We start from the raw sequence: 1,529 nt of genomic DNA, 5'->3' as shown, positions 1-1,529 counted from the left end.
CGGCCTGGCCAAAAACACCGCACACGTGCTGACCTTGTTTGCGCTCTCCAATCTGTGGATGAAGCGAAAGCAGTTGCTGCCGGCTATGGGGAGCGTGCGCCTGTAAACCAGGAAATTCCCACGGAAAGCGCCAGAAATGGCGAAATTCCAAAGATTCAAACGCCACTCTTCGGAACGACGCGACATCCCGCACTCTCAGGCCTCGTTATTCAGACCTTCCCTAACTGGGCTCATTCGCACACCCGCATGGTGAAGATGCGATTGGAAAACGACGTCTACCCTTGGTTGGGTCGTGTGCCCATCGCCGATTTAAAGCCACAGGATCTGCTGCCAATTCTCGTCAGAGTAGAGAAGCGGGGCGCGCAAGCCACTGCGCATCGTATCCGTCAGTGCATGAGCCTCGTCTTTCGCTATGCCATCGCTACCGGGAGAGCGGAGCGTGATCCCGCTGGTGATCTACGTGGCTCACTGAGGCCCGCAATCGCGCGTCGATATGCGACCACGACTGACCCATCCAAGATTGGCGTGCTTCTCCGCGCTATCGATTCATATGAGGGGAGCCCGGTTGTGCGCGCGGCCCTGCAACTGCTCCCATTACTTTTTGTTAGACCTGGGGAGCTGCGGGGTGCGCGGTGGGACGAAATCGATCTGGAAGCGTCGGAGTGGCGGATACCTGCTGCGCGGCTGAAATTGCGTTATGCGGAGAAGCTGGACACGCACAATGCTGGTCACGTCGTCCCCCTCTCGACACAGGCGATCGCTGTAATTGAGCGCCTGCTACCAATGACAAGCGGCAGCGAGTTTGTGCTTCCAAGCATCCGAAGTTTGAAGCGCCCCTTGGGCGAGTGCAGTGTGAACATTGCTTTGCGTCGCTTAGGCTTCGGCAAGGATGAAATCGTTGGTCATGGTTTCCGCCATATGGCTTCGACGCTACTCAATGAGCAGGCGTGGAGCGCTGACGCAATCGAGCGCCAGCTGGCTCATCGCCGAAAAGGCGTGCGCGGCACCTACAACCTTGCCGAGTACTTGCCAGAGCGCCGAAAGATGATGCAAGCCTGGGCGGACTACTTGGACAGTCTCAGGGCATCTATCTAGCCGCTGTCTGCCCAGTTTTATTTTCGGACTTGCCATTTTTCAGGGTAACTGCCGTAACGCGCGTAACGCCTCGGCAATAACGCAATAAATTCAGTGCTTTGGAAGGTGGTGGCGGGCGTTCGGCTGCTGAGTAACGCCCTGTAACTCGTGTAGCAATCACCTCGCCTTGAGACGATGCCGGACGCACCCGGACGCCGGATCATGCCGCGCCTAGGGAAGGTCTGAATAACGAGGCCTGAGAGTGCGGGATGTCGCGTCGTTCCGAAGAGTGGCGTTTGAATCTTTGGAATTTCGCCATTTCTGGCGCTTTCCGTGGGAATTTCCTGGTTTACAGGCGCACGCTCCCCATAGCCGGCAGCAACTGCTTTCGCTTCATCCACAGATTGGAGAGCGCAAACAAGGTCAGCACGTGTGCGGTGTTTTTGGCCAGGCCG

General features: G+C 57.3%; 1 protein-coding gene and 2 pseudogenes. 2 read left to right on the top strand and 1 reads right to left on the bottom strand.

Going from position 1 to position 1,529, the window contains the following annotated elements:
• Together F7R02_RS25285 and F7R02_RS25280 are read left to right on the top strand one after the other, a co-directional pair.
• Nucleotides 1-106, top strand: a pseudogene (locus F7R02_RS25285) (IS5/IS1182 family transposase); the annotation flags it as partial.
• Between the two features lie 8 nt (nucleotides 107-114).
• Nucleotides 115-1,095, top strand: coding sequence for a tyrosine-type recombinase/integrase (locus tag F7R02_RS25280; RefSeq protein ID WP_439333450.1), 981 nt, complete (start codon nucleotides 115-117; stop codon nucleotides 1,093-1,095).
• A 328-nt stretch (nucleotides 1,096-1,423) separates the two neighbouring features.
• Here the strand turns inward: F7R02_RS25280 and F7R02_RS25270 are convergent.
• Nucleotides 1,424-1,529 (bottom strand): annotated as a pseudogene (locus tag F7R02_RS25270) (IS5/IS1182 family transposase); the annotation flags it as partial.

Source organism: Xanthomonas cissicola (assembly GCF_008801575.1).
Taxonomy (GTDB): Bacteria; Pseudomonadota; Gammaproteobacteria; order Xanthomonadales; family Xanthomonadaceae; genus Xanthomonas; species Xanthomonas cissicola.
This window is presented reverse-complemented; position numbering and strand designations above follow the sequence as displayed.